Genomic DNA, 24,703 nt, shown 5'->3' on the forward strand with positions numbered 1-24,703 from the left:
CTCCCCCGACTCCGAAGGACAACCGATGAACCTCGCCCTGTGGATCGTGACCGGACTGCTCGCCGCCGCCTATCTGCTCGGCGGAGCCTTCAAGGTGATCACGCCGAAGGAGAAGATAGCCGCCGCCGGCTCCAGCGGGAGATGGGTCGAGGACTTCAGCGACGGCGGTGTGAAGGCCATCGGAGCCCTTGAGGTCCTGGCCGCGGCGGGCCTGGTCCTGCCCGCCGTACTCGGCGTCGCCCCGGTACTGGTGCCGCTGGCCGCCCTCGGTCTGGTGCTGCTCATGCTCGGCGCGGCGCTCATCCGCTTCCGCCGTCACGAGACCAAGCTCGTGGTGGTGGACCTGGTCTACGTCCTCCTGGCCGCGTTCGTGGCGTGGGGCCGCTTCGGCCCCGAGTCCTTCATCGGGTGACGGGGCGGCCGACAGCGCGGACGTGCCGAGTGGTGACCCGGCGGGCCCTCACCCGACCGCCACCCCCGCCACCCCGCACCACGGCGGGGTCGACGGGGGCCAGACCGGGCCGATGGCTTCCGTGCGGGCCGGTGGGGTGTCCGGGGTGAGGCCCGGGAGGCGGACCAGGGCGCGGGACGTGCGGGCGTCCGGGAGGGACGGCCGGCGGTCGCGGAACTCGACCGTGACCACGTACGAGCCCTGCCCGCCCCGGGCCTCCACCACCGCCAGGACGCGCCGGCTCGCCGGGTCGATGCGGCAGTCGGTGACCCGGACCTGCGCAGGCGGAGCGGACGCGGCCGACGGGCGGGGCGGGCTGCTGGCCCACACGTACAGGCCCAGCGGGGCGAACACCAGGAGACCGGCCAGGACCACCAGGCCCACCACCCACCCCTGCCATTTCAGTGCCATGCCACGATCCTCCCGGCACACCCGCCGCCCCGCCAGCAACCACCCGCTCACACAGCATTTCGAAGCGGGACCGCCTGGACACCGGCCGGGGGACGTGAAGTCCCTGCGCCCGAGGGGGGCACGGCGGTGTACGGCAGCCTGAAGGCCGCCTAACAGCACCTGGGGCAGGGGAACGCCGACGCGTTCACGTCGATCGTCCTGATGACGGACGGGGAGAGCGGGGACAGGGTGCAGGACTTCGAATCCTTCTACGCCGGACTGCCCGAGGGGCAGAAGCACACTCCGGTCTTCGCCGTCCTGTTCGGGGACTCGGACCGCGAGGAGCTGGGCCACATCACCGGGCTGACGGGTGGCCGGCTCTTCGACGCCACCAACCCGGGGGTCCTCCCAGCGGTAGCTGGGGGGCGGGTCGCTGGACGGGGCCTTCGAGGAGATCCGTGGCTACCAATAGGCCCCTGGCGCGGGCGCTGGCCTACCTGGAGTCGAAGAAGAACCTGGCCGGCAGCGCCTGCGGTCTGGCCGGCCTGGCCCTGACCCTGGCCGGGGCGGCGGGGGCGTACTGGCCGGTGGTGATCGCGGGCCTGTACGGGACGGGGGCGCTGATCGCCCCGCCCGAGCGGGCCCCCGTGCCACTGTTCCCGTGCACCGCGGAGCAGTTGGGGGCCGTACGGGAGGACCTGGGCCGGCTGCGGGAGTACGTGGCGGAGGTCGAGCTCCCGGCGGCCGCCGGGGGGAAGCTGGGCGAGGTGCTGGACCTGTACGCGGCGCTGCTGGAGCCGGGCTGGGTCACGGAGGCCCTCGCGGCCGACCCGGACGCGGTGCACGCGCTGTCGCGGGCGATCCGGCTGGACGTGCCGGAATGCGTGGACACGTACAACCGGACCCGCTGGTGGACCCGGCTGGCGCCGGGCGGGGAGTCGCCGGAGCGGCACCTGGAGCGGCAGCTGCCGGTGCTGTTCGACGAGGCGGAACGCCTGACGGCGGGCCTCCAGGACAGGGAGGCCCGCCGTCAGCAGACGCACACGGCCTACCTCGAGGAGCGCGGGCGCTCCTGAGGGGCGGGACCGACGGCGGCCGGGACAGTGGCTTCCGTCGGCCGGTCAGGCGTGTGCTGCGATGGGAAAGCCTTGGTCGGGGATTCCCACAGCGGTGGGAGAACCTTGGTCGGGGACTCCCACGTTCATGTGGCCTGCGGCACCGGGCAGGCGGTCCGGGCTCAGCCCAGGCGCTCGACCAGCGCGTGGTACTGCTCCCACAGCTCCTTCGGCGTGTGGTCGCCGTAGGTGTTGAGGTGCCCGGGGACCAGGGCGGCCTCCTCGCGCCACACGTCCTTGTCGACGGTGAGGAGGAAGTCGAGGTCCTCGTCGGAGATGTCGAGGCCGTCGAGGTCCAGGGCGGCCTTGGTCGGCAGGACGCCGATCGGGGTCTCGACGCCCTCGGCGTTGCCGTCGAGGCGGCCGACGATCCACTTCAGGACGCGGCTGTTCTCGCCGAAGCCCGGCCACACGAACTTGCCCGCGTCGTTCTTGCGGAACCAGTTCACGTAGTAGATCTTCGGGAGCTTGGTCTGGTCCTTGTCGGCCGCGACCTTGACCCAGTGGGCCATGTAGTCGCCCATGTTGTAGCCGCAGAACGGCAGCATGGCGAACGGGTCGCGGCGCAGCTCGCCGACCTTGCCCTCGGCGGCGGCGGTCTTCTCGGAGGCGATGTTCGAGCCGATGAAGACGCCGTGGTTCCAGTCGAAGGACTCGGTGACCAGCGGGACGGCGGAGGCGCGGCGGCCGCCGAAGAGGATCGCGGAGATCGGGACGCCCTTGGGGTCCTCCCACTCGGGGGCGATCGTCGGGCACTGCGACGCCGGAACGGCGAAGCGGGCGTTGGGGTGGGCGGCCGGGGTCCCGGACTCCGGGGTCCACGGGTTGCCGCGCCAGTCGATCAGCTCGGCCGGGGGCTCCTCGGTCATGCCCTCCCACCAGACGTCGCCGCCGTCGGGGGTGAGCGCGACGTTGGTGAAGACGGTGTTGGCGTACATCGTCTTCATGGCGTTGGCGTTGGTGTGCTCGCCGGTGCCCGGGGCGACGCCGAAGAAGCCGGCCTCGGGGTTGATCGCGTAGAGGCGGCCGTCCTCGCCGAAGCGCATCCAGGCGATGTCGTCGCCGATGGTCTCGACCGTCCAGCCGGGGATGGTCGGCTCCAGCATGGCGAGGTTGGTCTTGCCGCAGGCGGAGGGGAAGGCGGCCGCCACGTACTTGGTCTCGCCCTCGCCCGCGGGCGGGGTGAGCTTGAGGATCAGCATGTGCTCGGCGAGCCAGCCCTCGTCGCGCGCCATGACGGAGGCGATGCGCAGCGCGTAGCACTTCTTGCCGAGCAGGGCGTTGCCGCCGTAGCCGGAGCCGAAGGACCAGATCTCGCGGGTCTCGGGGAAGTGCGAGATGTACTTGGTGGTGTTGCACGGCCACGCGACGTCGGCCTCGCCCTCGGCGAGCGGGGCGCCGAGGGTGTGGACGGCCTTGACGAAGAAGCCGTCGGTGCCGAGCTCGTCGAGGACGGCCTTGCCCATGCGGGTCATGGTGCGCATGGCGACCGCGACGTAGGCGGAGTCGGTGATCTCGACGCCGATCGCGGAGAGCTCGGAGCCGAGGGGGCCCATGCAGAAGGGCACGACGTACATCGTGCGGCCCTTCATCGAGCCGCGGAAGATGCCTTCCTGGCCCGCGAAGAGCTCCTTCATCTCGGAAGGGGCCTTCCAGTGGTTGGTCGGGCCCGCGTCCTCCTCCTTCTCGGAGCAGATGAAGGTCCGGTCCTCGACGCGCGCGACGTCGGAGGGGTCGGAGGCGGCGTAGTACGAGTTCGGGCGCTTGGTCTCGTCGAGCTTCTTGAACGTGCCCTTGGCGACGAGCTCCTCGCACAGGCGCTCGTACTCGGCTTCGGAGCCGTCGCACCAGACGACGCGGTCCGGCTGGGTGAGAGCCGCGATCTCGTCGACCCAGGAGATCAGCTCCTGGTGCGTCGTCGGGAGGGAAGGGGTGGGAGCCGCGTTGTCGCGCGCCACGATTGCTCCTTGTTGAGGGGTTTGTTTGGTGTATGCCCCGTGGGGGCCGCGACCCGGACGCTTCGCGCTCCGCTCATCCGGTGTCGACCGCACTCATCTGATCATCCGGTGGATGTGCGCATATGTCCAGGGGGCCTCTCACGTGAGCATCGCCACGTCAGTCAATCTTCCGTAAAGAGGACTAACGGAAACCTACGCTCCCGTAGGTAGCATGACGACCATGACTTCTGACGCCGCCGCCGTACCGGCCGCCCCGGCCGAACGCGCGGCTCCGGAGGCCAAGCCGCTGATGCGCGGCTGGCTGCACACCGGAATGTTCCCGGCCGTGGTCGTCGCCGGCCTGGTGCTGTTGGCCTTCACCGACTCGACGCGGGCGCGGGTCGCGTGCGGGGTGTACATCCTCACCGCCTGCCTGCTCTTCGGTGTCAGCGCCGTCTACCACCGCGGGACCTGGGGCCCGCGCGGCGAGGCCGTCCTGCGCCGGCTCGACCACGCCAACATCTTCCTGATCATCGCCGGCACCTACACCCCGCTCACCGTCCTGCTGCTGCCGGACTCCACCGGGCGGACCCTGCTGTGGGCGGTGTGGCTCGCCGCGGCGGCCGGCATCGCCTTCCGCGTCTTCTGGGTCGGCGCCCCCCGCTGGCTCTACACCCCCTGCTACATAGCGATGGGCTGGGCCGCCGTCTTCTTCCTGCCCGACTTCCTGCGCACCGGCGGCGTCGCGGTCCTGGTCCTGGTGATCGTCGGCGGCCTCCTCTACAGCGCGGGCGGGGTCATCTACGGGATCAAGCGCCCCAACCCCTCGCCCCGCGTCTTCGGCTTCCACGAGGTCTTCCACTCCCTGACGCTGGCGGCTTTCGTCGCGCACTACGTCGGCATCTCGCTGGCCGCCTACTCGCACTGAGCACACCGGCCGCCCAGCCGCGCCCCGGCCCGCGCGCGGGCGGGCGGTGGTCAGCAGGTGTAGCAAGTCGGCGTCCAGGCGCTGCGGGTCGCTGCCGTTGACCTTCATCCGCTTCGGGAAGCGGTGTGCGGCCAGCCAGTCGCAGCGGGCCGCGGTGGTCATTGGTGAGCAGGTGGGGCGCTCCGGCCGTGGCCTGCTGCGGGGCGGCGAGCAGCAGGCCGGCGGTCATCGCCCCGACGGCGGCCGGCGCGGCCCTGCGGCCCGCCCTCCGTCGGACCGTTCTTCGCATGCGGTGGTCCTTTCGGTGCGGCTCAACTCCTGGTCGTGGGACGGGCGCGGGGCGCCGCGCGTGGCCCGCGCGGCAGGTAGACGAGGGCTTCGGTGGCGGCGAAGCGCAGGACGAAGGTGGTGACCAGCGCCAGGGCCGTCGCGGGCAGGACGTCGAGGCCGAGCCGGGCGACGAACAGTGCGATCAGCGGGATGCGCAGCAGCAGGTCGGCGTTGGCGAGGAGGGCGAAGCGCCCGACGCGGTCGGCCCAGTGGCGGTGGCGGCGGCGGTCACGGAAGAGGAGGGTCTCGATGAGGAGGAAGTTCCACAGCACCCCGGCCTGGTTGGCCAGCACCTCGGCGGCCAGGTACTGCATCCCGGCGTGGGTGAGCAGCCACAGCGCGAGGAGATTGGGAACGAAGCCGGAGAGCCCGATCAGACCGAAGCCGATCATCCGGGCGAGCGGGCTCGCCGAGCGGAGGGCGGCCAGGTGGGTCAGGAAGCGCAGCCCTTCGCGGGCCGTGGACTTGGACTCGCCCGCGAACCGGTCCTGGAAGACGAAGGGGACCTCGGCGGTCTTCTTCGGCCGGCAGCGGACGGCCAGCTCCAGCAGGATCCTGTAGCCGAGGGGTTTCAGCGCCTCGGCGGTGACGGCCTGGCGGCGCACGGCGAAGAAGCCGCTCATGGGGTCGCTGATGCCGCGCAGGGCGCGCGGGAAGAGCCCCTTGGCCAGCCAGGTCGCGCCGCGCGAGACGGCGACGCGGTAGCCGCCGGCGAGTCCGGCGCGGCTGCCGCCGGGCAGGTAGCGGGAGGCGACGATGAGGTCGGCTCCGATGCGGTCGCCCGCGCCGACCAGCTCGGGGACCAGGTGCGGCGGGTGTTGGAGGTCGGCGTCCATGACGACGATCCAGCCGGAGCCGGCCCGCGCGATGCCCTCGGCCACGGCCCCGCCCAGGCCGCCCGAGGGGCTGTCGCGGTGCAGGACGGCCACCGGGAAGGGGCAGTCGGCCGCGGCCTTCCCGATCACGGCCGGGGTGTCGTCGGTGGAGTCGTCGACGAAGAGGACCTCGCAGGGCGGGCCGGCGGGCAGGGCGGAGCGGAGCTGCCGGAGCAGCTCGGCGACGTTGGCGGACTCGTTGAAGGTCGGGATGACCAGGGTGATGCTGCCGGACCCGGAGGACGCCGGCGGAGTGTCGACTTCCGGATCATCCAGGGCGTGCGGGGGCCACAGGTCCTCGCTCATGCTGGTTCAGCTCCCACTCTCGCGGTCGGTGCGGCGGATCTCGATACGGTCCACGCCCGTACCGAATGCTCCAGAGCAGCCTTCACGGTGGGCAAGTCCACCGCGTCGCGACGCACGGTGGGCGAGGACACCACGTAGTCGATGTCCCGCCGGCCGGCGCGGCAGGGTCCTGGTGACGGCCGGGTCGAGGTCCGCCTTGCAGAACCGGACGGCGCCCGGTCCGAGTGCACATCCGTGGTGACGGCATCGAGCCGGAGCGTGTCGTCGACGAGGACCCGGGTGTGCGCGGAGTCGGGCACCTCGCGGCCCAGCCAGGCCGCGGCCTCACGGCAGGGGGCGTTGGCGCCGGGGCCGCGGCGCCGGCCCAGGACGGCGTGGGTGACGCTGGCCGCCGCGGCGGCGAGGACCAGGGCGAGGAGGGGGCAGGGCCTGGATCACGTACATCGCCGGGAGGCAGCCGGAGGGCCGCATCGCGACCGCGGCTCACGGCGGCCGGCGCCGTCTGGGTGAAAACCACATCTCCGAGTCGACATACGCCAGGTGGAATTGACGCTACTCCACCCGTTTCAGGGATGAACCACACCCAACTGAGCAGCCAGCTCGACCAGTTCGGTCGTAGGCCGCGCGCAGACGAAGTGCCGGCAGACGTACGCCGTCGGAAGGTCGCGCACCATCGTGCGCTCGGCCAGGAGGGGGAACTCCCCTCCGCTCCCGTCCGCCGCGCGCGGCAGCCCGACCGCCACGACCGCCCCGGGAGCCGTCCCCAGCAGCGCGGTGCGGTGCAGGGCCGCCGTCGCCGGGTCCTCCGGGTGCCCGGCCACGGCCACCTCGCGGGGCCCGTCGACGAGGGCCTCCGCCACCGCCAGCCCGTGCCCGATGAACCGCGGGGCCCGCGGCCCGAGGGCCTGCACCACGGCGAGCGCCCGCTCGGCCGCCTCGCGGTGCGGCTGCGAGCCGGTGTGCGCGGCGTACGAGAGCAGCGCGCCGGCGGCGGCCGTCCAGCCGGACGGGGCGGCGGTGTCGGTGGGGTCCTGGGGGCGGCGGATCAGCCGCTCGGCGTCGTGCGCGGTGTCGTACAGCGAGCCGTCCTCCGCGGTGAAGCCGGCCAGCACGAGATCGACCAGGAACCCGGCGAACTCCAGCCAGACCCCCTCCCCGGTGACGGAGGCCAGGGTCAGGAACCCCTCGGCGACGTCGCCGTAGTCCTCCAGCACCCCCGCGTTCGCCCCGACCCGCCCGTCCTTGCTGGTCCGGGCCAGCCGGGCCGTCCCGTCCATGTGCACCCGCACCAGCAGGTCGGCGGCCTCGACGGCCCGCTCGACCAGGTCCGGCCGCTCGAAGAAGGCCCCGCACTCGGCGAGCGCCGCGATGGCCAGCCCGTTCCAGGCGGCGACGACCTTGTCGTCCCGCCCGGGCGCGGGCCGCAGCCCGCGCGCGGCGAGCAGCCGCTCCCTGATCGAGGCCAGCCGGCCGGCCTCCACCACGGGCCCGTCCTGCGGGAGTTGCAGCACCGACTTCCCGTGCTCGAAGGTCCCCTCCTCGGTGACCCCGAAGTACGCGGCGGCCAGCTCCCCGTCCGCCTCGCCGAGCACCTCCGCCAGCTCCCCCGGCGTCCAGGCGTAGTACGCCCCCTCGACATGGCGCCCGCTCCCCGCCTCCTCGCTGTCGGCGTCGAGCGCGGAGGCGAACCCGCCCTCCCGCGTCCGCAGTTCGCGCACCATGAAGTCGGCGGTCTCCAGCGCCACCCGCCGCGCGAGGTCCGACCCCGTGGCCCGCCACAGGTGCGCGTACACCCGGCAGAGCAGCGCGTTGTCATAGAGCATCTTCTCGAAGTGGGGCACCAAAGGCCCACCCGGCCGCGGCGTGAGTACGTACCGGTGGAACCCCCCTCCCACCTGGTCGTACAGGCTCGAACGAGCCATCGCGCCGCACAGCCCTTCCGCCATCTCCAGCGCGGCCACGGAGCCGGCCCGCGCGTGGTGACGCAACAGGAACTCGATCACCATCGACGGCGGGAACTTGGTGTCTCCCTTGAACCAGCCGCTCGCGGGGTCGATGTCCCGGGTCAGCTGGAGGAGGGCCAGGGCCTGGGTCTCCTCGGTGGGCGTCCCGGCATCCCCGGTGCTCAGCTCCCGCTGGGCAAGGTCCCGAGTGATCTTCCCCGCGACTTCTCCCACCTCGTCCCGTCGGCTCGTCCAGGCGTTGTGCACCCCTTCGAGCACCTGGCGGAAGGACGCCATGCCATGGCGAGCCTCGGGCGGGAAGTACGTGCCGAAGTAGAAGGGCTCCCCGTCCGGCGTCATGAACACGGACATCGGCCAGCCCCCCTGTCCGGTGGCGGCTTGCACGGCCTCCATGTAGACGGCGTCCACGTCGGGCCGCTCCTCGCGGTCCACCTTGACGGACACGAAGTGCTCGTTCATGTACGCGGCGGTGTCGGCGTCCTCGAAGGACTCGTGCGCCATGACGTGACACCAATGACACGCAGAGTAACCGACTGACAGCAGAACGGGCACATCGCGCCGTTTCGCTTCCTCAAACGCTTCGGGTCCCCACGGCCACCAGTCGACCGGATTGTCGGCGTGCTGAAGCAGATAAGGCGAGGTCATACCAGCCAACCGGTTCATACGACCCAGCCTCTCACAGCGCCTGCCGCGACCGGTGAATCGCTGACGAGCCCACCTCTACTTGGCCGAGATGCACTTGTGCGCCATCACGTGGTGGCGACTCCCTCCCCCTCCGGGTCGGGCGGCCCGGCACCTCGGAACAGTAGGCTGGGCGCAGCGGCGCTGGACCTGCCGAGGCTCCTCGAAGGAGGTACACCATGACCGCCGAGATGGTGGCGCCCGCGTGGATGCATTCGCAGATCAGCGCGGAACAGTACGACTCCTGGTCCGAGGAGCAGTGCGCCGGCATCGAGATCGTGGACGGGATGGTCGTCGTGAGCCCGAGCGCCTCCAAGCGGCACAACCGGCTGGCCCGACTCCTGGCCAACGCCTTGGACGCCGCCGCGGGCCCGGACTGGAACGCGGACGCGGACTTCGACGTCCGCCTGCAGGACGTTCCACTCACCAACCGCCGTCCGGACGTCATCGTCTACCGGGCGGAGACGATCGACCTCACGCCCACCCGCCCCGAGCACGTCCTTCTGGTCGTCGAGGTCGTGTCGCCCGGTTCGGAGACCACGGACCGGATCGTAAAGGTGGACCAGTACGCCAAGGCCGGCATCCCCTTCTACTGGCGGGTCGAGCAGGCCGCCACCGGTGTCCCGATCGTCTACACGCACGTCCTCGACCCCGCCACCAAGGCCTACAGGGACGGCGAGATGTTCACCGGCACGCTGAAGGCCACCGTGCCCTTCTCCATCACGGTCGATCTCGGGGTCATGTAAGAGCCCTCACCCCTCGTCAGTGCCGACACCTCAAGGCTTCTCGTTGTAATAGATGTCGTCTTACACTCCGGGTGTGAAGCAGACTCGAGCCGGGACCACTGAGAACATCTCCGTGTCCATGCCCGCCGAGCTGGTCAGCGAGCTCCGCTCCCGAACCGGCCGCCGCGGGCTGTCCAGCTACATCACCGAAGCCGTCAGGCACCAGCTCGCCATGGACGGACTTGCCGAGATTGTGGCGTCCCACGAGGAGGAGCACGGCGCGCTCACGGAGCAGGAGATCGAAGCCGCCCGTCGCGAGCTGTTCGGAGACGAGAACGAGGATGTCGAGCGGGGCGCTGCGTGAAGGAGCAGCCAGCCCGCTCACTTGTGCTCGACTCCGAGGCGCTGTCGCTGCTGCTACGCAACGACCGCGGTATGGCGGCTCGCATCGAGGCATCCCGGCAGGTCGGGGTTCCCGTCCTCGTGTCTGCACTGACCATCGTTGAAGCCGTACAAGGGAAGACCGATCTTGCACGCTTGAAGTGGGTGCTCTCCCGGCTGCGGGTGGAACCGGTCAGCCAGGAGGACTCCCTGACCGCGGTGGCGTTGCTTCAGGACGCAGGTGGGCTGCACGGCCACAAGCACGCGATCGACGCCCTCGTTGCCGCGCTCGCGCTCCGCGTCCCGGCCCCCGTGATCGTTCTGACCTCCGACCGGGACGACTGGTCGAAGCTCTGCGGGAAGCGCGTGATCATCAGAGAGGTGTAAGCACCGCCGACTACGGGGTTTGGGAGTTCACTGGCACCAGCGGACGATCCACCCAGCGCGCGGGCACAGCACTTCAGCGCGGCCCTCCGGCTATACGGTCGCGCTTTCTCCGCGCGGCGAGGCCGCACCACGTTGCCGCCGCCGGCCCCAGCGTTTCGGACGGTGTACGAGCCGGTACCGACCGTCAGTGGGCGTCAGCCTCGGGTCGGGGCAGCTCGTCCAGGTCGAGGGTGTACGTCCGCCCGTCGGCCAGCTCGATGGGCAGTTTGCCGGAGCCGTACTTGTGGGTGTGGGCCGCGATGTAGCCGGAGCCGGCGGGCTGGGTGTGGACAACGACCTCAGCGGCGTACGGGTCCACCACCACGTAGACCGGGATGCCGTAGCGGCCGTACTTCGCGGTGCAGTCGTCGTAGTCCTTGCGAGCGGAGGAGACCGACACCACCTCCGCGATCAGCAGCACGTCCTCGAAGCCGTAGCGCTTGCCCTGCCGCTTCGCGTCCTCCCGCAGGATCGCGAAGTCCGGAGCCGAGTTCTCGTCGGCGGGGAAGTCGATGTACACGTCGGAGGCGGTCTTCGCGTGCCGGCCGAGTGAGAGCGAGTCGATCTGCATCGACTTGATCGTGCTGGAGTGCTCGAAGCTCTGCGGGGTCATGATCACCTTCCCGTCGACACCGAAGAGGACCACGTACCCAGCAGGAAACTCCGTGTGCATGACCGCATCGACGCTCATAACGGCTCCTTCCTGTCGTCTCTCAGGATATGAGGCCCGGGCCTCGTGCGGGGTTCACGACGAGGTTTCCGGCCCAGCAAGAGCGACAAGGTGTGCCCATGTTCTCACTCCGTCGCGCACAATACGCACCCCCAGCAATGCTCTCCGGGAACATCCCCGGTCAGGACTACCTGGTTGCGTTAAGTCACTGGCACCAGTGGCACGCGGAGTATCCGACCGACAGCAGAACGGCACATCGCGCCGCTTCGCTTCCTCGAACGCCTCGGGTCCCCACGGCCACCAGTCGACGGGGTTGTCAGCGTGCTGAAGCAGACATGGCGAGGTCGTACCAGCCAACCGATTCATACGACTCAGCCCCTCACAGCGCCCGGCGCGACCGGCGAAACCCTCGCGGGACCCTCTCACCCGGCCGAACGACGCTTGCGAGCCGTCATGAGCCGACGCCGACTCCCTCCCCTTCGAGCCAGGCGGCCCGGCGTCTCGGAACAGTAGGCTGGGGCAGCGGCGCTGGACCTGCCGAGGCTCCTCGAAGGAGGCACCCGATGACCGCCGAGATGGTGGCGCCCGCGTGGATGCATGCGCAGATCAGCGCGGAACAGTACGACTCCTGGTCCGAGGAGCAGTGCGCCGGCATCGAGATCGTGGACGGGATGGTCGTCGTGAGCCCGAGCGCCTCCAAGCGGCACAACCGGCTGGCCCGACTCCTCGCGAACGCCCTGGACGCCGCCGCGGGCCCCGGACTTCTGCGCGAGCACGGCGGCTGAGGCCAGGCGGTGCCCAGCGGTCCGTCTTCCACACACCGAGCGTCTTGGACTTGCCGTCCGTGATCGCCTGGGTGACCTTCTCGAACTCCCGCCGCCGCACGTAGGCCTTGGAAGCCGAAAGCTGCCCAAACCAGACATTCCGGATCTGAAGCCCATTCGCCTGCGCCCCAGCGCACCACGTCTCGTAGATGGCCCCGCAGCGTGGCCAGGTCTTCCTTCTTGTTGCTGCGCCGCAGGTAGGCATCCATGAGACCGGACGGGTCCGCAGTCGCGGGCTTGTCCAGTCCCAGGCTTTCCAGTTCCTCGGGACTGAGCCCCAACCCGACGAGCGTGGCGTGATCATCACGCATGACAACACCCTCTGTTCTCAGGGGAAATGCTCGGGAAACAATGGACCTTGCACTGCTACTTTCTTGAAATGCGGCGCGCGGACCGCGGGCGGCGGCCTGCGGGGCGGCGCCGGGCCCCCGCACCCGGGCCCGGCGTGCATATATGCGTGGTGTTGGCCGTTCTGGGCTCAACTCGCTCTGATCTAGCTCAGATTGCCTCGCGCTGCGGGGCGTCCCGCAGGACACTTGGCGCACGTTTGCGGAGCTCTGCGAGGAGGATGCCGATGCGGGACAGCCATCGTGTCGAGGCCGAGCGCGTGCTGGACCGGGCCGTCGGGGAGGAGGTCCGGCGGGCGGGGGGCGGGGTGGATGCGGAGGTGTTGCTCGCGCGGGGGCGGGAGGCGCTCGACGGGCTGGCCGGGGTGGCGCAGGAGGAGTACGCCGCGTACGTGGCCGCGCTGGACGAGGCCGCCACCGGGGAGCAGTCGCTCGGGGAGGCCTTCCGGCGGACCGGCAGCGGGACCGCCCTGCTGGTGACGGCCGTCGCCGCGGCGGCCGCCGCCGGAGCGGACATGGCCTTCGGGGTGGACGCCGGTACGGCGCTCAGCGCGGGCATCGTCGTGGGCGCGGCGGGGGCCGCGACGGCGGTGGCCCGGGCGGCGGCGGTGCACGTGCCGGCCGCGAACCGGCGGGCCGGGGCCGCGGGGCGTCCGGGCGGGCCGGAGCAGTTGAGGCTGAAGTGGCTGACGGCGCTGGAGGTGCGCGGGATCCGGCCCTTCCTGGAGCAGGAGCGGGCCGTGGCGGCGGCGACCGCCGCGGCCACGGCCACCGTGGTACGGGGTCCCGTGCGCGGCGATGGCCAGCCGGCCGTGCCGCCCCAGCTTCGCGGGGCGGACCGGAGTACGGAGGCGCGGCGACGCCGCGTGCTGGAGCAGTCGTTCGGGCAGCTGCCGGACGCCGACGCCCTGTTCACCGGGCGGCGGGCGGAGCTGGAGCGGATCGGGCAGTGGGTGCGGACGGCACGGGCCAGTACCGAGACCCGGCCGGTGGTGGTCGTGCTGCACGGCGAGCCGGGGGTGGGGCGAACGGCGCTGGCGCTGCGGGCGGCGCACGGTCTGCGGGACCAGTTCCGGGGGGCGTGCGTGGTGGACCTGCGGGGCGGGGCCCCGGCGGCGGGCGAGGCGCCGCTGTCGACGCGGGAGGCGCTGCTGCACCTGCTGAACCGGCTCGGGGCCCCGCGCGAGCAGCTGCTGTTCCGGGAGGGGGCTTCGGCCGAGCAGCAGGTGCGCCGGCTCGGGGAGCTGTACCACCAGCACCTCCAGGGGCTGCCGGTGACGGTGGTGCTGGACGACGCGGTGGATCCGGAGCAGGTGCGGGCGCTGGTGCCGGAGCGCTCGGAGAGCCTGGTGCTGGTCACGGCGCGGGAGCCGCTGGAGCTGCCCGCGGACCTGGGGGCGTGGGTGCACCAGCTGCCGGTGGTGCGGCTGGCGGAGCCGGAGGCGGCCGAGGTGCTGCGGGCCGGGGCGCGGGCGGCGGGCGAGGCGGTGCCGGGGCCGGCGGCGGAGGCGGGGTTGCTGGAGCTGGCGGCGGGGCTGCCGCTGGCGCTGCGGGTGCTGGCCCCGCTGGGGTCGGCGCGGGCCTCGGACGGGGGCGGGGGCGGTGCGCTGGAGCAGGCGCTGGAGCTGGCCTACGTACGTCTGCCCGAGGAGCGGCGGCGGCTGCTGCGCCGGCTGACGCTGGCCGGGCGGGCCTCGCTGGGCGCGTCCGCGGCGGCGGCGCTGGCGGACACGGAGCGGGTGGAGGCCGGGCGGCTCCTGGGCGAGCTGGCACGGGCGGGTCTGCTGGACCTCGTCCGCGGGGAGCGGTACCGGATGCACGACGCGGTGCGCGCGTACGCGGCGGCTCGGCTGGCGGCGGACGAGGACCGGGTGGAGGCGGCGGCCGCGCACGAGCGGCTGATCCGGGACTACGCGCGGCTGGCGGACTCGGTGATCCGGATGGTCGACGGGAAGATGTCGACCCGGGCGGGCCGGTTCGGGGGGCACGGGTTCGCGTCGCTGGACGCGGCGCTGCGCTGGCTGGACGAGGAGTCGAGTTTCATCACGGCGGCGCTGCGGCAGTCGGAGGGGGTGGACCAGCAGGCGGTGCTGGACCTGCTGGGGGCGCTGTGCGACTTCTGCCTGCTGCGCGGGGACCTGTACCGGCTGGGTGAGATCAACGAGCTGGCGCGGGCGGTGGACCAGGGGCGGCTGAACCGTTCGGTGCAGTGGCGTACGGGTATCGCGGCGCGGCAGCTGGGCGAGCTGGACAAGTCGCGGACGACGCTGACCTCGCTGGTGGACCAGTACAAGGAGGCCCGGCAGGAGGCGGGTGCGGCGATGGCGCTGCTGTCGCTGGGCATCACCCTGCACCACCAGGGCAATCTGCCGGAGGCGGCGGCGCGGATCCGGGAGGCGTTGGTGCTCCAGGAGTCGGAGGAGCTGGCGGGCGACCGGGCATGGTCGCTGCACGCGCTGGGGGCGGTCGAGCGCGACCGGGGGCACCTGGCGGAGGCGGTGGCGCTGCTGGAGCGGTCGCTGGCGCTGCACCGGGAGAGCGAGAGCGTGCACGGGGAGGCCTGGGCGCACTTCCAGCTGGGGCAGGTGCACCTGCGGGTGGGCGACGTGGGGCGGGCGGAGGAGGAGCTGCTGCTGGCGCTCGGCCTGTACGGGCGCACGCGCGACGACCGGGGTGAGGCGTGGGCGCTGACCCAGCTGGGCCGGGCCCGGGTGATCGCCGGGGATCCGGGGACGGCGCTGGAGCGGCTGCGGGACGCGCTGGCCCGGCACCGGCTGGCGGAGGACGCGCGGGGCGAGGCGTGGACGCTGTACTACCTGGGGCAGGCGCTGGAGGAGGACGGCGGGCTGGACCGGGCGGTGCGGGAGCTGGAGCGGGCCCGGACGATGTTCTCGCGGATGCGGGACGTGTACGGGCTGGCGCACGCCCGCTACCACTCGGGGCGGGTGACGCGGGACCTTCGGGCGGCGCAGACGGGCAACCTGCGCAACTCCGGGTTCGCGCGGCAGCTGCTGGTGGACGCGCGGGCCGATTTCCGGCGGATCGGGCTGGCCCACGGGGAGGGCTGGACATGCCTGGAGCTGGCGGTGGTGGACGCGGGGAACGGGCGGGTGCCGCAGGCGCTGGCGCTGTGCGAGGAGGCGGCGGGGCTGTTCGGCTCGTACGGGGACCGGCGCGGGGAGGACTGGGCACGCTTCCTGCGCTGCACGCTGCTGCCGTACGCGGGTGCGGGTGCGGGTGCGGGTGCGGAGGGGGCCCGGGCGGAGCTGGCCCGGCTGGCCCAGGGTGGGCAGGGGCCGCGGGGGGAGCGGCTGGAGGAGTGCGTGGAGGCGTACGGGGCGGTCCTGGCGCGGGGCGTGGATCCGGCGGAGGGCTGGCAGGCGTGGCGTCTGGGCCTGGTCCCGGACCTGCGCACGCGGGAGGTCATGGGGGTGGCGCTGCCGGCGCCGTCGGCATGAGCCCCGGCCCCGCGGGCGGGCCGCCTGCGGGGCACCCGGCGGCGGTCACTGCTCACGGGGGCGGGCGCCGCCCACCGGCGTGAGCACCGCTCACCGGGGGTGGACGCTCACACCGACGCGAGCACCGCACACCAGGGTGGACGCCGCACACCGGCGTGAGCACCGCACACCAGGGTGGACGCCGCACACCGGCGTGAGCACCGCACACCGAGGGGACGCCGCTCACCGATGTGAGCACCGCTCACGCGCGTGGGCGCCCGTCGCCAACAGGTGCGGTGCTCGCGTCGGCGGGCGCCGCACCGTGTTCAGGGCGCCGCTCACCGGTGTGAGCACCGCTCTCTCGCCGCGCCTGCGCCCCGCGCAGGAGCGCCCCGCCCCGCCGGTGTTCCGGCGGGGCGGGGTGCCCGCCCGTCGTGCGGGGTCAGGCCTTGGAGCCCTCGGCGGCCGCGGCCGGGGTCGCGGCGGCGGGCTCCGGGGCCTCCTCGAAGTCCACCCGCTTCATGTGCTTGCTCATCGACTTCATCAGGCCCCACACACCGAGTGCGAGGGCGGCGAACACGATGAACCCGAGGAGGCCCGGGGTCACCTTGTTCTTGTCGAAGGTGTCGGCGGCCAGCGGAACGAGCTGGGTGACTGCTGCCTGCATAGCGCTCATGGCTAGGCATTCTCCCGGATGCCCGCGAAGAGGTCGGACTCGGGGAGGGAAGTGTCGACGAGCGACTTCGCCAGCTCGTACTCCTCCGTGGGCCAGACCTCCTTCTGGATCTCCATCGGGACGCGGAACCAGCCGCCGTCCGGGTCGATCTGCGTGGCGTGCGCGATGAGCGCCTTGTCGCGGATCTCGAAGAAGTCCGAGCAGGGGACGTACGTGGTCAGGGTCCGCTCCTTGCGCTCGAACTCCTTCCACCGCTCCAGCCACTCGCCGTACGGGGACTCCAGGCCGCGCGCGAGGAGCGCCTCGTGCAGGGCGACGGTGCGCGGCTTGTTGAAGCCCTGGTTGAAGTAGAGCTTCTGCGGCTGGTAGGCGGCGCCGTACTCGGCCTCGGGGAACTTGTCGGTGTCGGCCGCGCCGTCGAAGGCCACCATCGTGATCTTGTGGGTCATGATGTGGTCGGGGTGCGGGTAGCCGCCGTTCTCGTCGTACGTGGTGATGACCTGCGGCTTGAAGGCGCGGATCTTCTTCACCAGCTCGCCGGCGGCCTCCTCCACGTCCGCGAGGGCGAAGCAGCCCTCGGGCAGCGGCGGCAGCGGGTCGCCCTCGGGCAGGCCGGAGTCGACGTAGCCGAGCCATTCCTGCTCGACGCCGAGGATCTCGCGCGCCTCGTCCATCTCCTTGGCGCGGACCTCGTGGATGTTCTCCTCGATGTACTTGTCCCCCTGGAGCTTGGGGTTCAGTACGGAGCCGCGCTCACCGCCGGTGCAGGTCACCACCAGTACGGGCACGCCCTCGGAAACGTACTTGGCCATCGTGGCCGCGCCCTTGCTCGACTCGTCGTCGGGGTGGGCATGCACGGCCATCAGTCGAAGCTGCTCGGTCAAGACAGGATCCTCTGCGATTCGGCGCGACGGTCAACCTCTATATTGACCGAATCGGGGGATGGAAAATTCCTGGGTGCCTCACCCTCCCCAGCGAGAGGAATCGATCATGAGCGCGGTGCGCGAAGGGCTCCCGGAAGGCCGCTACGGCCGGTCTGCGGACGAGCGTGCGGACCGGAAGCTCAAGATCGTCGGGTCGGTGCTCGGGGTCGGCCTGCTGGCCCTCGTCGGGTGGATCGGCTGGGACTACGTCGGCGGGCAGAGCGTCAGCGCCGAGGTCATCAAGTTCCAGATCGTCTCCGACACCGAGGTGAAGGTGCACCTGGAGGTCCGCAAGGACGCCTCCGTCACCGGCGTCTGCACCCTCGACTCCCAGGACGCGGACCACAGCGAGGTCGGCCGCGCGGACTTCACCTTCCCGCAGAAGGACAAGCGCATCGACGAGGTGGTCACCCTGAAGACCACGGCCCGCGCCACCATGGTGGAGCTGGTCGGCTGCCAGGCCGCGGGCACCGCCCGCTGAGGCGGGCCGCGGGCACCGCCCGCTGAGGCGGGCCGCGGGCACCGCCTGCTGAGGCGCGCCGGGCCCGGCGCGCCGCCCGCCGTGTCCGGTCCGCCGCCCGACGCGCCGACACGCCGCCGCCGGTTCCGACATCGCGCGACGGTCCGGACACGCGGCGCGACGGTCCGGGGGCGCGATGACACACTTCATACACATCGTGTCCTCCCCCTTTTCTTCCCGAATTGTTAGGCTCGTGGTTTCGCCCGCCGCTGGCGGCTTTGTAGTCCCCTGTACCGACGAGGAGCACCCGTGACCCAGACGAGCGAGAGCGTCACCTGGCTGACCCAGGCGGCGTACGACCAGCTGAAGGCCGAGCTGGACTACCTCTCTGGTCCCGCACGCACGGAGATCGCCATGAAGATCGCGGCTGCCCGCGAGGAGGGCGACCTGCGTGAGAACGGCGGCTACCACGCGGCCAAGGAGGAGCAGGGCAAGCAGGAGCTCCGCGTCCGCCAGCTCACCCAGCTCCTGGAGAACGCGAAGGTCGGCACCGCCCCCACCAGCGCCGAAGGCGAGGTGGCCCCGGGCATGCTCGTGACCATCGCGTTCGACGGCGACGAGGACGACACGCTGGAGTTCCTGCTGGCCTCCCGCGAGTACGCCTCCGACGACTTCGAGACCTACTCCCCCCAGTCCCCGCTGGGCGCGGGCGTGCTGGGCAAGCAGGTCGGCGAGGACGCCCAGTACGAGCTGCCGAACGGCAAGAAGGCCACGGTCAAGATCATGGCGGTCAAGCCCTTCAACGGCTGACCGGCCCCTTCGCCAGGACGCACCGCGGGACCCCGCCGGACCGGATCCGGCGGGGTCCCGCGCGTTCAGCCCATCACCGGGTAGCCCGCGGCGTGCAGGGTACGGGCGACCTCCTTGCAGTGCTCGGGCCCCTTCGTCTCCAGGTGCAGCTCCACCTCCACCTCGGTGAGTCCGAGGCGCGGGTCGGTTCGTACGTGGCTGACGTCCAGCACGTTGGCGTCCACCGTCGACAGCACCCCGAGCAGCCCCGCCAGGGCCCCCGGGGCGTCCGCCACCCGCAGCCGCAGCGACAGGTAGCGGCCCGCCGCCGCCATGCCGTGCCGCAGGATCCGCTGGAGCAGCAGCGGGTCGACGTTGCCGCCGGACAGCACGGCCACCACCGGCCCGGCCCCGTACAGCCCGGGCTCGCTCAGCAGCGCGGCCACCGGGGCACAGCCGGCCGGCTCGACGACCAGCTTGGCGCGCTCCAGGCACAGCAGCAGGGCGCTGGACAGGGCGTCCTCCGACACGGTCCGCACGTCGTCCAGCAGTTCCCCGATGATCGCGAAGGGAATGTCGCCGGGACGGCCGACCTTGATGCCGTCGGCCATGGTGGCCGGATGGTCGACGGACACCGGGTGGCCGGCCTTCAGGGAGGGCGGGTAGGCCGCCGCGCCCGCCGCCTGCACGCCGATGACCCGCACGTCCGGGCGCAGCGCCTTGATCGCCACCGCGATGCCCGCGGCGAGGCCGCCGCCGCCGACCCCGACGAGGATCGTGTGCACCTCGGGGCACTGTTCCAGGATCTCCAGGCCGACGGTGCCCTGGCCGGCGATGATGTCGCGGTGGTCGAAGGGGTGGATGAACACCGCTCCGGTGCGGTCCGCGTACTCCTGGGCGGCGGCCAGGGTCTCGTCGACGACCTGCCCCTCCAGGCGGACCTCGGCCCCGTACTCCCGGGTGGCGGCCACCTTGGGCAGCGGGGCGCCGACCGGCATGAACACGGTGGAGCGGACGCCGAGCAGGGAGGAGGCCAGGGCCACGCCCTGGGCGTGGTTGCCCGCACTGGCGGCGACGACCCCGGCGGCGCGCTGTTCGGGGCGCAGGCCCGCGATGCGCACGTACGCGCCGCGCAGCTTGAAGGAGCCGGTGCGCTGAAGGTTCTCGCACTTGAGGTGGACGGGGGCGCCCACGAGCGCCGAGAGGTGCCGGCTGCCCTCCATCGGGGTCACCCGGGACACCCCGGACAGCATCTTCTGCGCTCCCCGGACGTCGTCGAGGATGACCTGGGGGAGGGGCTGCACGCGGTAGTTCATGCGGCCAGTCTCGCAGCCCGCGGGGGCCCCGGCTCAGGGTTGGACGGGGCGTCCGGGGCGTCTTGAGGGGGCCGCCGGGCGGGCCCGGGGCGGGGGGCGAAATCCCGCCATGCGGAAGGGGCGGGAGGGGGGCGCGCCCACGGGGCGTATCAGTTGTCAAACGCGGCGTACGAGCCGCCGCAGGGCCGCGTACTCTGTCCCCCATCCTTGTCGGCCCCATGCGAAGAGAGCCACGGCCATGCCCTCCATCCCGGCCAGTTCCGACCTGCCCACGGCGGCCGAAGCGCCCGCCGGATCCGGACTCCTGGACGCGCTCCAGCACCAGGTGGCCGTCTTCGCGCGCCGGGCCGAGCAGACCCGCCTCGGCGGGGTCGGCCAGGCCCGCAATTCCATGGACCGCGCCGCGTACCTGCTGCTGAACAGGCTCGACCTCGAAGGGCCGATGGGCGTCAAGGCCCTCGCGGCCGGCATGGGGATCGACTCCTCGACCGTCACCCGGCAGGTGGCCCCCCTGGTCGACGGCGGGCTGGTCAAGCGCACCTCACACCCCGAGGACGGCCGGGCGGTGGTCCTCGCGCTGTCCCCGCGCGGGCTGGCTCGGCTGGAGGAGGTCCGCTCCTCGCGGCGCGAGCTGATGGCCCGGGTGACCGAGGGCTGGGCGGAGGAGGAGCGCGAGGTGTTCACGACGCTGCTGACCCGCTTCAACGGCTCGCTGTCGGAGCTGATGGCCGCCGCCTCCGAGGGCGGCCCCGCCTCCTGACGCGGCGCGCACCGGACGCCGGGATCCGGCCGCGTCCCACCCCTTGACCCGGGTGGTGCCGCAGGCCCCACCATGTGTGCTGTGGACCGGCGTTCGGGGCGCGACCCGGAATTCGAGGCCTTCGTCGCGGGCGCGGCGGGGCGGTTGCTGCACGTGGCGGTGCTGCTGACGGCCGAGCCCCCGGCCCGGGCGTTCGCCGCGCACCGCATCCTCGCCGGCGCGCTGGCCCGTACGTACGCGCACTGGGAGCGGCTGCGCGGCGACGACCCGTACGACCACACCCGCCAGGAGGTCTGCGCGGCGTACGCGCGCACCGCGCGGCGGCTGCCGGCCGGGAGCGGGGTCCTCGCGCCGCTGAGCCCGCCGCAGCGGCTGGTGGTGGTGATGCGGGTGTACGAGGGCGTCGCCGAGGAGGTCACCGCCGCGCAGCTGGGGCTGGCGCCGGAGCGGGTCGAGGCCCTGCGCAACCGGGCGGTGGCGGTCCTGCGCGAGACGGCGCGGCCCGCGGCGGAGCCGGGGGTGGCATGAGCACCTTCGACCGTAAGGAAGCACAGGTCAGGCAGCTGCTGGAAGGGCCGCACCCGGTGGTGCCGGCCGGTCTGGCTGCGGCCGCCGCCACACGGGGCAGGCGGCTGCTGCGGCGGCGCCGCGCCCTGCGCCGGTTCGGCTGGGCGTTCCTGTGGGCGGCGGCGGTCGCCTTCGCGGTGTGGGCGGCACTGACGCACCCGTGGGTGACACCGCCCAGCCACGTCTCGCCGCCCCTGGAGGGCTGGTAGCCCTTCCGGGGGCGGCGGGGGGACGGACTAGCCCCAATAACTACGCGGCATTGTGACTAGCCCAGGGCCTGGGTGAGGTCCGCGATGAGGTCGTCGGCGTTCTCGATGCCGACGGACAGGCGGATCAGGTCCGCCGGGACCTCCAGGGCCGAGCCGGCCACCGAGGCGTGGGTCATGCGGCCCGGGTGCTCGATGAGGGACTCGACGCCGCCGAGGGACTCGGCCAGGGTGAAGATCCGGGTGCGGCCGCAGATCGCGACGGCCTCCTCCTCGCCGCCGGCGACCTGGAAGGAGACCATGCCGCCGAAGTTGCGCATCTGCTTGGCGGCGACCTCGTGGCCCGGGTGCTCGGGCAGGCCCGGGTAGAGGACCTTGGTGACCTTCGGGTGGCGCTGGAGCACCTCCACGATCTTCGCGGCGTTCTCGGCGTGCCGGTCCATGCGCACGGCCAGGGTCTTGATGCCGCGCAGCACCACCCAGGAGTCGAACGGCCCGGCGACCGCGCCCATGGCGTTCTGGTGGTAGGCGAGCTCCTCGCCGAGCGCCTCGTCCGCGGTGACCAGGGCGCCGCCGACGACGTCGGAGTGGCCGCCCATGTACTTGGTCAGCGAGTGCACGACGACGTCGGCGCCGAGCGCGAGGGGCTGCTGGAGGTAGGGGGAGGCGAAGGTGTTGTCGACCACGAGCCGGGCGCCGGCCGTCCGGGCGATGTCCGCGACCACGGCGATGTCGGTGATGCCCAGCAGCGGGTTCGACGGGGTCTCGACCCAGATGACCTTCGTCTTCGGGGTGATGGCCGCGCGCACGGACTCGGCGTCGGAGGTGTCGGCGACCGACCACTCCACGCCCCAGCGGGAGACGACCTTGGCGAAGAGGCGGAAGGTGCCGCCGTAGGCGTCGTTGGGGATGACCACGTGGTCGCCGGGGGAGAGCAGCGTGCGCAGCAGGCAGTCCTCGGCGGCGAGCCCGGACGCGAAGGCGAGGCCGCGCCGGCCGCCCTCGAGCGCGGCGAGGTTCTCCTCCAGCGCGGTGCGGGTGGGGTTGCCGCTGCGGCTGTACTCGTAGCCGCCGCGCAGACCGCCCACGCCGTCCTGCTTGTAGGTGGACACCTGGTAGATCGGGGGTACGACCGCGCCGGTCTGCGGGTCCGCAGTGTTGCCCGCGTGGATCGCGCGGGTCTCGAAGCTCTGGTGCTCGTGGCTGTCGTCGCTCATGGGGCAGATGCTATGCCCCGCGCGCGCATCGGTCCTCTCCTGGCCTGACTCCGCTGTGACACGCCGCTGACCTGGCCGGGGAGGCGGCGGAGGGCCGGGGGGCATTCGCGTTTGCCCGGCCGAGTCTGGTTCGCTTGGCGGCATGCAGATTATCTGGGTCCTGATGGGGCTGGCCCTGGCCGGCGTCATGGTCTTCTCGTTCGTCCGGGCCAGGCGCGGGGGCGGCCTCCGCCTGGTCGCGCCGGGCAGCCCCGACGCCGCCGACCCCGCGGACTACGGGTTCGCCCGTCAGGAGGAGCTGGACGTCCGGGTGCCCGGGCCCGACCAGGACCTGATGGACGCTCTGGGGAACGTCCAGCGCGGCGGCGGGTGGCAGGCGGCCTCCGCCCTCCTCGCCGGGACCCCGAAGGACGGGGAGCAGCGCTGGCAGCGGGTGCAGGCCTTCGGCGGGGCGGCGGCGCTGGAGCTCGTCGAGCGGCCCGGGGCCGGTGCGCCGTGGCTGAAGGCGTGGCGGCTGGAGGCCGAGAAGGACGCGGGCGGCGCCCAGGTGCACGCGGAGCTGCTGGTGCAGCAGGCGTGGCGGTCCTCGGGCGGCGTCGGCTCGCAGGACCACCGGATCATGCTGGAGGAGGCCCGGGAGGCCTGCCGCAAGGCGGCGCTGCTGGCTCCGGGCGACCCGGTGCCGTTCATCACGGAACTGGCCGTCGCGCGGGGGCTCGGCTACACGGAGGCGGAGTTCGACGCGCTGTGGGCGAAGGTGATCGACGTGGCGCCCGCGCACATGGGGGCGCACCTGGCGGCCCTGCACTACTGGTGCGAGAAGTGGCACGGCTCGCGGGAGAAGGCCGCCGCCTTCGCGGAGGCGGCCGCGGCCCGCGCCCCACGGGGCTCGCTGCTGGCGGCGCTGCCGCTGTTCTCGGTGTACGAGAACCTGCCCGACCAGGTCCTGGTGAGCGACTTCGGGCGGACCGCGGTCGTCTCGCGGGCGGTGGAGGGCGCCCTGTACGCGGTGCACCAGGCGCGGGCGGACGACCCGATGCTGGCGCACGTACGGCACCTGCTGCTGTGGTTCCTGGTGCGGATGGAGCGCTGGGCGGAGGCGATGGAGCAGGTGCGGCACGTGGACGGCTACGTGGGCGCGCTGCCATGGTCGGCCTGCGAGGACCCGGCGCACGCGTACGCGGTGGTCCGGGCCCTGGCGGTGGCGGGGTACGAGGCGAACGGCGGCTCCCCGGCGACGCTGCCGCACTGATCCGCGGGGCGGGAATCGAATGGGGTTCCCGCCCGTTACCCCTCCCACAAGGAGGAGACCCATGTTCTCGTACCGCCGCACGCCCGAACTGCCCACCCGCGAGGAGGCCCTCAAGGGCCGCGCCGAGGCGCAGTTCTCCCTGCCCGCGCACCACACCGTCCTCGGCAACCCCCTGGCCGGGCCCTACCCCGCCCACCTGGAGGTCGCCGACTTCGGCCTGGGCTGTTTCTGGGGCGCGGAGCGCAAGTTCTGGCAGACCCCCGGCGTCTGGACCACCCTGGCCGGCTACCAGGGCGGCTACACGGAGAACCCGTCTTACGAGGAGGTCTGCTCGGGCCTCACGGGCCACACGGAGGTCGTCCGCGTGGTCTTCGACCCCGCCCTGGTCTCCTACGAGACCCTCCTGAAGCTCTTCTGGGAGTCCCACGACCCCACCCAGGGCTTCCGCCAGGGCAACGACGTCGGCACCCAGTACCGCTCGGCGGTCTACACCCACTCCGCCGCCCACCAGAAGACCGCCGAGGCCTCCCGCGACGCCTACCAGCGGGTCCTGACCTCCTCGGGCTACGGCACGATCACCACGGCCGTCCTCCCGGCGGACACCCGCCCCTTCTGGCCGGCGGAGCCGTACCACCAGCAGTACCTCGACCGCAACATTGACGGCTACTGCGGCATCGGCGGCACGGGCGTGAGCTGCCCGATCGGCGTGGCCCCGGCCCCGGCCCCCGAGGCATAGGGGAACCTGCGCCC

23 protein-coding genes and 4 pseudogenes are annotated in these 24,703 nt (G+C 72.5%); 16 read left to right on the forward strand and 11 right to left on the reverse strand.

From position 1 onward, the window contains the following. Positions 1–25 precede the first annotated feature (25 nt). Positions 26–412, forward strand: a complete 387-nt coding sequence (locus tag ACFY15_RS03810; protein WP_390685076.1) for a DoxX family protein — start codon at positions 26–28, stop codon at positions 410–412. Positions 413–460: 48 nt separating this feature from the next. Here ACFY15_RS03810 and ACFY15_RS03815 read toward each other — a convergent pair whose 3' ends face one another. Beyond that, entirely contained in the window at positions 461–862 is a 402-nt protein-coding gene (locus ACFY15_RS03815) for a hypothetical protein (RefSeq protein WP_390685074.1), read from the reverse strand. A 111-nt stretch (positions 863–973) separates the two neighbouring features. Here ACFY15_RS03815 and ACFY15_RS03820 point away from each other — a divergent pair. Together ACFY15_RS03820 and ACFY15_RS03825 are read left to right on the forward strand one after the other, a co-directional pair. Next, a pseudogene (locus tag ACFY15_RS03820) lies at positions 974–1,313 on the forward strand (hypothetical protein); the annotation flags it as partial. Beyond that, positions 1,300–1,917 (forward strand): hypothetical protein, encoded by a 618-nt coding sequence (locus ACFY15_RS03825; RefSeq protein ID WP_390685073.1) that lies wholly within the window; start codon positions 1,300–1,302, stop codon positions 1,915–1,917. The pseudogene ACFY15_RS03820 and the gene ACFY15_RS03825, both read left to right, overlap by 14 nt. Positions 1,918–2,078: 161 nt before the next feature. On the opposite strand, the gene ACFY15_RS03830 is transcribed toward ACFY15_RS03825, so the two are convergent. Continuing rightward, the gene (locus tag ACFY15_RS03830) at positions 2,079–3,914 is read right to left on the reverse strand and encodes a phosphoenolpyruvate carboxykinase (GTP) (protein ID WP_390685072.1); all 1,836 of its coding nucleotides are present in this window, start codon (positions 3,912–3,914) and stop codon (positions 2,079–2,081) included. Positions 3,915–4,134: 220 nt separating this feature from the next. Between ACFY15_RS03830 and ACFY15_RS03835 the strand changes: the two genes are divergently transcribed. Beyond that, entirely contained in the window at positions 4,135–4,821 is a 687-nt protein-coding gene (locus ACFY15_RS03835; RefSeq protein WP_390685071.1) for a hemolysin III family protein, read from the forward strand. A 311-nt stretch (positions 4,822–5,132) separates the two neighbouring features. Here ACFY15_RS03835 and ACFY15_RS03840 read toward each other — a convergent pair whose 3' ends face one another. From ACFY15_RS03840 to ACFY15_RS03850, 3 genes and pseudogenes are all read right to left on the reverse strand, one after another. Continuing rightward, entirely contained in the window at positions 5,133–6,332 is a 1,200-nt protein-coding gene (locus ACFY15_RS03840; RefSeq protein WP_390685070.1) for a glycosyltransferase, read from the reverse strand. A gap of 6 nt (positions 6,333–6,338) precedes the next feature. Next, positions 6,339–6,815, reverse strand: a pseudogene (locus ACFY15_RS03845) (glycosyltransferase); the annotation flags it as partial. Between the two features lie 83 nt (positions 6,816–6,898). Beyond that, complete coding sequence (locus ACFY15_RS03850) at positions 6,899–8,959, reverse strand: thioredoxin domain-containing protein (protein WP_390685069.1); 2,061 nt, start codon at positions 8,957–8,959, stop codon at positions 6,899–6,901. A gap of 197 nt (positions 8,960–9,156) precedes the next feature. Here ACFY15_RS03850 and ACFY15_RS03855 point away from each other — a divergent pair, with 197 nt between their 5' ends. From ACFY15_RS03855 to ACFY15_RS03865, 3 genes are all read left to right on the forward strand, one after another. After that, entirely contained in the window at positions 9,157–9,723 is a 567-nt protein-coding gene (locus tag ACFY15_RS03855; RefSeq protein WP_390824950.1) for a Uma2 family endonuclease, read from the forward strand. Between the two features lie 73 nt (positions 9,724–9,796). After that, positions 9,797–10,066: a hypothetical protein gene (locus ACFY15_RS03860; protein WP_390685067.1), complete on the forward strand. Its 270-nt coding sequence runs from the start codon at positions 9,797–9,799 to the stop codon at positions 10,064–10,066. After that, the gene (locus ACFY15_RS03865; RefSeq protein ID WP_390824951.1) at positions 10,063–10,470 is read left to right on the forward strand and encodes a type II toxin-antitoxin system VapC family toxin; all 408 of its coding nucleotides are present in this window, start codon (positions 10,063–10,065) and stop codon (positions 10,468–10,470) included. Before ACFY15_RS03860 ends, ACFY15_RS03865 begins: the two co-directional genes overlap by 4 nt. A gap of 184 nt (positions 10,471–10,654) precedes the next feature. Here the strand turns inward: ACFY15_RS03865 and ACFY15_RS03870 are convergent, their stop codons facing one another. Beyond that, a complete protein-coding gene (locus ACFY15_RS03870; RefSeq protein ID WP_390824952.1) occupies positions 10,655–11,200 on the reverse strand; it encodes a Uma2 family endonuclease in 546 nt (181 codons plus the stop codon). Between the two features lie 190 nt (positions 11,201–11,390). Next, a pseudogene (locus tag ACFY15_RS03875) lies at positions 11,391–11,545 on the reverse strand (DUF255 domain-containing protein); the annotation flags it as partial. Positions 11,546–11,742: 197 nt separating this feature from the next. Between ACFY15_RS03875 and ACFY15_RS03880 the strand changes: the two are divergent. Both ACFY15_RS03880 and ACFY15_RS03885 read left to right on the forward strand, forming a co-directional pair. Then, a pseudogene (locus ACFY15_RS03880) lies at positions 11,743–11,937 on the forward strand (Uma2 family endonuclease); the annotation flags it as partial. A gap of 640 nt (positions 11,938–12,577) precedes the next feature. Beyond that, positions 12,578–15,808 (forward strand): tetratricopeptide repeat protein, encoded by a 3,231-nt coding sequence (locus tag ACFY15_RS03885; RefSeq protein ID WP_390824953.1) that lies wholly within the window; start codon positions 12,578–12,580, stop codon positions 15,806–15,808. 421 nt (positions 15,809–16,229) lie between these two features. On the opposite strand, the gene ACFY15_RS03890 is transcribed toward ACFY15_RS03885, so the two are convergent. Both ACFY15_RS03890 and mca read right to left on the reverse strand, forming a co-directional pair. Then, a complete protein-coding gene (locus ACFY15_RS03890; protein WP_390824954.1) occupies positions 16,230–16,463 on the reverse strand; it encodes a hypothetical protein in 234 nt (77 codons plus the stop codon). A gap of 2 nt (positions 16,464–16,465) precedes the next feature. After that, a complete protein-coding gene (mca, locus tag ACFY15_RS03895) occupies positions 16,466–17,347 on the reverse strand; it encodes a mycothiol conjugate amidase Mca (protein ID WP_390685062.1) in 882 nt (293 codons plus the stop codon). Between the two features lie 106 nt (positions 17,348–17,453). Between mca and ACFY15_RS03900 the strand changes: the two genes are divergently transcribed. Together ACFY15_RS03900 and greA are read left to right on the forward strand one after the other, a co-directional pair. Then, on the forward strand, positions 17,454–17,867 hold the full coding sequence (locus tag ACFY15_RS03900) for a DUF4307 domain-containing protein (RefSeq protein WP_390685061.1): 414 nt from the start codon (positions 17,454–17,456) through the stop codon (positions 17,865–17,867). A 288-nt stretch (positions 17,868–18,155) separates the two neighbouring features. Beyond that, on the forward strand, positions 18,156–18,656 hold the full coding sequence (gene greA / locus ACFY15_RS03905; protein WP_390685060.1) for a transcription elongation factor GreA: 501 nt from the start codon (positions 18,156–18,158) through the stop codon (positions 18,654–18,656). Between the two features lie 65 nt (positions 18,657–18,721). Here greA and ilvA read toward each other — a convergent pair whose 3' ends face one another. Next, positions 18,722–19,951 (reverse strand): threonine ammonia-lyase, encoded by a 1,230-nt coding sequence (gene ilvA / locus ACFY15_RS03910; protein WP_390685059.1) that lies wholly within the window; start codon positions 19,949–19,951, stop codon positions 18,722–18,724. Positions 19,952–20,189: 238 nt separating this feature from the next. Here ilvA and ACFY15_RS03915 point away from each other — a divergent pair, with 238 nt between their 5' ends. From ACFY15_RS03915 to ACFY15_RS03925, 3 genes are all read left to right on the forward strand, one after another. Beyond that, a complete protein-coding gene (locus tag ACFY15_RS03915; RefSeq protein WP_390685058.1) occupies positions 20,190–20,711 on the forward strand; it encodes a MarR family winged helix-turn-helix transcriptional regulator in 522 nt (173 codons plus the stop codon). A 72-nt stretch (positions 20,712–20,783) separates the two neighbouring features. Continuing rightward, positions 20,784–21,239 carry an RNA polymerase gene (locus ACFY15_RS03920; protein ID WP_390685057.1) on the forward strand — a complete coding sequence of 152 codons (456 nt, stop codon included), beginning with the start codon at positions 20,784–20,786 and terminating at the stop codon, positions 21,237–21,239. Next, positions 21,236–21,487, forward strand: a complete 252-nt coding sequence (locus ACFY15_RS03925; RefSeq protein ID WP_390685056.1) for a hypothetical protein — start codon at positions 21,236–21,238, stop codon at positions 21,485–21,487. The genes ACFY15_RS03920 and ACFY15_RS03925 overlap by 4 nt, the downstream gene beginning before the upstream one ends. Positions 21,488–21,543: 56 nt before the next feature. Here ACFY15_RS03925 and ACFY15_RS03930 read toward each other — a convergent pair whose 3' ends face one another. After that, positions 21,544–22,701: a cystathionine gamma-synthase gene (locus ACFY15_RS03930; RefSeq protein WP_366450280.1), complete on the reverse strand. Its 1,158-nt coding sequence runs from the start codon at positions 22,699–22,701 to the stop codon at positions 21,544–21,546. Between the two features lie 142 nt (positions 22,702–22,843). Here ACFY15_RS03930 and ACFY15_RS03935 point away from each other — a divergent pair, with 142 nt between their 5' ends. Together ACFY15_RS03935 and msrA are read left to right on the forward strand one after the other, a co-directional pair. Next, entirely contained in the window at positions 22,844–23,953 is a 1,110-nt protein-coding gene (locus ACFY15_RS03935) for a hypothetical protein (RefSeq protein ID WP_390687764.1), read from the forward strand. 61 nt (positions 23,954–24,014) lie between these two features. Then, positions 24,015–24,689: a peptide-methionine (S)-S-oxide reductase MsrA gene (msrA, locus tag ACFY15_RS03940; RefSeq protein WP_390687762.1), complete on the forward strand. Its 675-nt coding sequence runs from the start codon at positions 24,015–24,017 to the stop codon at positions 24,687–24,689. Positions 24,690–24,703 lie beyond the last annotated feature (14 nt).

This window comes from Streptomyces sp. NPDC001373 (assembly GCF_042895815.1).
GTDB lineage: Bacteria > Actinomycetota > Actinomycetes > Streptomycetales > Streptomycetaceae > Streptomyces.

Bases quoted from the DNA above. Each gene is read 5' to 3' on its own strand.
- ACFY15_RS03855 (WP_390824950.1), top strand. From the start codon at position 9,157: ATGACCGCCGAGATGGTGGCGCCCGCGTGGATGCATTCGCAGATCAGC.
- ACFY15_RS03850 (WP_390685069.1), bottom strand. From the start codon at position 8,959: ATGAACCGGTTGGCTGGTATGACCTCGCCTTATCTGCTTCAGCACGCC.
- ACFY15_RS03930 (WP_366450280.1), bottom strand. From the start codon at position 22,701: ATGAGCGACGACAGCCACGAGCACCAGAGCTTCGAGACCCGCGCGATC.
- ACFY15_RS03915 (WP_390685058.1), top strand. From the start codon at position 20,190: ATGCCCTCCATCCCGGCCAGTTCCGACCTGCCCACGGCGGCCGAAGCG.
- ACFY15_RS03920 (WP_390685057.1), top strand. From the start codon at position 20,784: ATGTGTGCTGTGGACCGGCGTTCGGGGCGCGACCCGGAATTCGAGGCC.
- ACFY15_RS03925 (WP_390685056.1), top strand. From the start codon at position 21,236: ATGAGCACCTTCGACCGTAAGGAAGCACAGGTCAGGCAGCTGCTGGAA.
- ACFY15_RS03885 (WP_390824953.1), top strand. From the start codon at position 12,578: ATGCGGGACAGCCATCGTGTCGAGGCCGAGCGCGTGCTGGACCGGGCC.
- ACFY15_RS03935 (WP_390687764.1), top strand. From the start codon at position 22,844: ATGCAGATTATCTGGGTCCTGATGGGGCTGGCCCTGGCCGGCGTCATG.
- ACFY15_RS03835 (WP_390685071.1), top strand. From the start codon at position 4,135: ATGACTTCTGACGCCGCCGCCGTACCGGCCGCCCCGGCCGAACGCGCG.
- ACFY15_RS03810 (WP_390685076.1), top strand. From the start codon at position 26: ATGAACCTCGCCCTGTGGATCGTGACCGGACTGCTCGCCGCCGCCTAT.
- ACFY15_RS03870 (WP_390824952.1), bottom strand. From the start codon at position 11,200: ATGAGCGTCGATGCGGTCATGCACACGGAGTTTCCTGCTGGGTACGTG.
- ACFY15_RS03900 (WP_390685061.1), top strand. From the start codon at position 17,454: ATGAGCGCGGTGCGCGAAGGGCTCCCGGAAGGCCGCTACGGCCGGTCT.
- msrA (WP_390687762.1), top strand. From the start codon at position 24,015: ATGTTCTCGTACCGCCGCACGCCCGAACTGCCCACCCGCGAGGAGGCC.
- ACFY15_RS03815 (WP_390685074.1), bottom strand. From the start codon at position 862: ATGGCACTGAAATGGCAGGGGTGGGTGGTGGGCCTGGTGGTCCTGGCC.
- ACFY15_RS03890 (WP_390824954.1), bottom strand. From the start codon at position 16,463: ATGAGCGCTATGCAGGCAGCAGTCACCCAGCTCGTTCCGCTGGCCGCC.
- ilvA (WP_390685059.1), bottom strand. From the start codon at position 19,951: ATGAACTACCGCGTGCAGCCCCTCCCCCAGGTCATCCTCGACGACGTC.
- ACFY15_RS03840 (WP_390685070.1), bottom strand. From the start codon at position 6,332: ATGAGCGAGGACCTGTGGCCCCCGCACGCCCTGGATGATCCGGAAGTC.